1 protein-coding gene is annotated in these 278 nt (G+C 61.9%); it reads left to right on the plus strand.

The annotated features are described in order from the left end of the window. Window positions 1-278, plus strand: a 278-nt coding sequence (locus EN850_RS36120) for an ABC transporter permease subunit (protein ID WP_136093110.1), incomplete at both ends; no start/stop codon positions are given.

A 278-nucleotide genomic window follows, 5' to 3' on the forward strand; every position in this document is an offset into this window, starting at 1 on the left:
GCTGGAAGAAGCGGCGCTCGACCTTGGCGCGACCCCGGTGCGAGTGTTTTTCTCGATCACGTTGCCGTTGATTTCTCAGGCGCTGGTGTCCGGATGGCTGCTGTCTTTCACGCTGTCCATCGACGATCTGGTTCTGTCGGCGTTTCTCTCGGGGCCCGGGTCGACCACGCTGCCGCTGGTGGTGTTCTCGCGCGTCAGGTTGGGGCTGAATCCCGAGATGAATGCGTTGGCGACCTTGTTTATCGCAGTGGTGACCGTGGGCGTGGTGGCGGTCAACT

Origin of the sequence: Mesorhizobium sp. M8A.F.Ca.ET.207.01.1.1 (genome assembly GCF_004794715.1) — a bacterium.
Lineage (GTDB): Bacteria > Pseudomonadota > Alphaproteobacteria > Rhizobiales > Rhizobiaceae > Mesorhizobium.